The organism is Skermanella sp., from assembly GCF_059503625.1.
Genome location: NZ_JCACHA010000307.1, coordinates 1 through 2,904, shown reverse-complemented (window position 1 = coordinate 2,904; position 2,904 = coordinate 1). Strand labels below are relative to the sequence as shown.

2 protein-coding genes are annotated in these 2,904 nt (G+C 66.0%); one reads left to right on the top strand and one right to left on the bottom strand.

Annotated features, from left to right (window positions below; genetic code table 11):
* Nucleotides 1-90: 90 nt before the first annotated feature.
* Nucleotides 91-1,590 (bottom strand): aldehyde dehydrogenase family protein, encoded by a 1,500-nt coding sequence (locus AC5JJ6_RS07125; RefSeq protein ID WP_496041366.1) that lies wholly within the window; start codon nucleotides 1,588-1,590, stop codon nucleotides 91-93.
* 196 nt (nucleotides 1,591-1,786) lie between these two features.
* On the opposite strand from AC5JJ6_RS07125, the gene crtI reads away from it, so the two are divergent.
* The coding region (gene crtI, locus AC5JJ6_RS07120) for a phytoene desaturase family protein (protein WP_496041365.1) at nucleotides 1,787-2,904 on the top strand (1,118 nt) is incomplete at its 3' end.

Here is a 2,904-nt window from a genome sequence, read left to right as displayed (position 1 = left end):
CTGGCGACAACCTTGCGCTACAGCTCGTTTTCCCCCGCTGCAATCAGTGCGATCCTCCAGGCTTATGCCTCGAAACTGTAGAGCCTGAAGTCAGCCCTCCCGCGCCCCTCGTCCCCGCTCCATCAATCCCTTGACCAGCCGCTTCACGGCCGGCCACCGCGCACCATCGCCATGCGCCGCCGCGATGTAGTCGAGCATCATGGCGGTATCGGCCGGCGTCACCGGGTCGTAGTGGGGACGGAAGTGGCCGCTGCGCAGCGTGATCGTCTTGAGCACGGTCATTTCCAGCAATCCCTCCGCTCCTCGCGTCGTGCCGAACCCGCTGACGCCCTGGCCGCCGAAGGGCAGGCGGGGGTCGGCGGTCGGGACGATCAGGTCGTTGATGATGACCGATCCGGCACGTACTCGTTCGGCGAGGGACCGCGCCAGCGGTTCCGGACCAAAGATGGAGGCTCCCAGCGCGTAAGGGCACTGGGTGGCGGCGTCGAGGGCGTCGGCTTCGCCAGCGACCGGCACCAGCGACAGGACGGGGGCGAAGATGTCTTCCCGCAGCAGGCCAAGTTCCGGCACCGCGTCGGCGACGATCACCGGAGCCATGCGCGGCTCCTCGGCGCGGAAGTGGGGGCCGATCAGGCGGCAGCCTGCATCCTCCGCCTCGCCCAGCAGGCGAGCGACCTGGGTCCGTATACGCTCCGGTACGGATACGGACGGCACCGAGAGCGCCAGCGGGGTCAGGCGCCGTTCCAGTTCCAGGGCGCAGCCCCGGTCGGCGAAGACGCGCCGGGGGGCTATGCAGGTGGCGCCGCCGTTCAGCCGAAGGCCGTAGGCCAGTGCCTTTGCCGTCAGGTCGAGGTCGGCGCCGGGCAGCACGAAGACAGCGTCGTTGCCGGACAACTCCATCACCGCCGGCGTCAGATGGGGCGCCAGATCGGCCAGCACCCGCCGGCCGGTCTCCGCCGATCCCGTCAGCACCAGCTTGTCCACTCCGGCGGCGATGGCTTCGCGCCCTGCTTCCACGGTCTCGTCCAGCAGGATGCACAGACCAGCGGGCAGGCCGGCGTCTTCCAGCAGTCCAAGCAGCACCCGCATCGGGTCGGCGCAGCCGGGAGCCGGCTTGATCAGGACGGCGTTGCCGGCGACCAGCGCCTGGACGATCTGAACGCCGGGCAGGAAGAGCGGGTAGTTGGAAGGGGCTACGACCAGGACGACGCCCAGCGGTTCGCGCCGGATTTCGGACGAAGCGCCCGACAGCCAGAGAGGTCTTCCCTTTGAGCCCAGCCGCCTCGGCGCCAGCAGGACTTCCGCCTCGCGCTCCAGGAAACGGCAGGCATCCGCCAGCGGCAGAACCTCCAGCGCCAGCGTCTCGCCCTCGGCCCTGCCGGGCCGTTCGCCGACAGATTGCGACAGGTAGGATGCGTTTCGGGCGATCAGGTGACGCAAACTGGTAATAACAGCAAGCCGCCGGCGCAGGGAAGTTTCACGCCAACCCGTCTGCGCGCTTCGGGCGTCGAAAATTAGCCGCGCAATATCATGTCGGTGCTGGACATCGGCTTCCATCAATCCAGTTTCGTTCGTGTGACGACGATCCATCAACCCAACTCTCCCCCTGGCGCAATCTCGCCGCCGTTCTGCTGGAAACAAGCTGTTCGAAAGACTTACCTCAACCTGTTCATTTGGATCTTAAACAACCAGAGAGTGCAGCCAGCATGCCGAACGGGTCCACGCACCCTTTAACCCCAACCCATGATCTCAGGTCCCGCGGCTTCAGTCTCCATGGTTCCGCATCATGAGTCGCCGTATCGTTATTGTCGGTGCGGGACCGGGCGGTCTCGCCTCCGCCATGCTGCTCGCCAGAACGGGAGCCGACGTCACCGTCGTCGAGCGGCTGGACAGGGTCGGCGGACGCTCTTCGACCATCGAGGCCGAGGGCGGCTACCGCTTCGACATGGGACCGACCTTCTTCCTGTATCCGCGCGTGCTGAGCGACATATTCGCCGCCTGCGGCAAGGACCTGTCCCGTGAAGTCGACCTGATCCGGCTCGACCCGCAGTACCACCTGATCTTCGAGGCCGGCGGCGAACTGCACGCCTCGCCCAACCCGACGAAGATGGCGGAGCAGGTGGCGAAGCTCTCGCCCGCCGACGCCGCCAACCTGCCGCGCTTCATGTCGGACAACCGGCGGAAGCTGGAGGCCTTCCGGCCCGTGCTGGAGAAGGCGTTCAACAGCGTGTTCGATCTGGTCGATCCGGCGCTGCTGAAGTCGCTGCCGCTGATGCGGCCGCACCAGTCGGTCGATGCCGACCTGTCGCGCTACTTCGCCGACCCCAGGGTGCGGCTCGCCTTCTCGTTCCAGAGCAAGTATCTGGGCATGTCGCCGTTCCGCTGCCCCAGCCTGTTCACGATCCTGTCGTTCATGGAATACGAGTTCGGCGTCCACCACCCGCGCGGCGGCACCGGCGCCGTCATGGCGGCGATGGCGAAGGCGGCGACCGATATGGGTGTCCGCATCCGGCTGAACGAACCGGTCGAGGAAATCCTGTTCCAGGGCCGCAAGGCGACCGGCGTCCGCACCAGTGCCGGCGAGTACAAGGCCGATGCGCTGGTGATCAATTCGGACTTCGCCCAGACGATGACCCAACTGGTGCCCAACCATCTGCGCAAGCGCTGGACAGACGAGAAGATCGGCCGCAAGAAATTTTCCTGCTCCACCTTTATGCTTTATCTCGGGATCGAGGGCACGTTGCCCGACTTGGCGCACCACACGATTTATCTGACCAAGGACTACGCGCGGAACATCAAGGACATCGAGGACGGGCTGGAACTGCCGGCGGAGCCCAGCTTCTATGTCCAGAATGCCTGCGTCACCGATCCGGGGCTCGCACCTCCCGGACACAGCACCCTCTA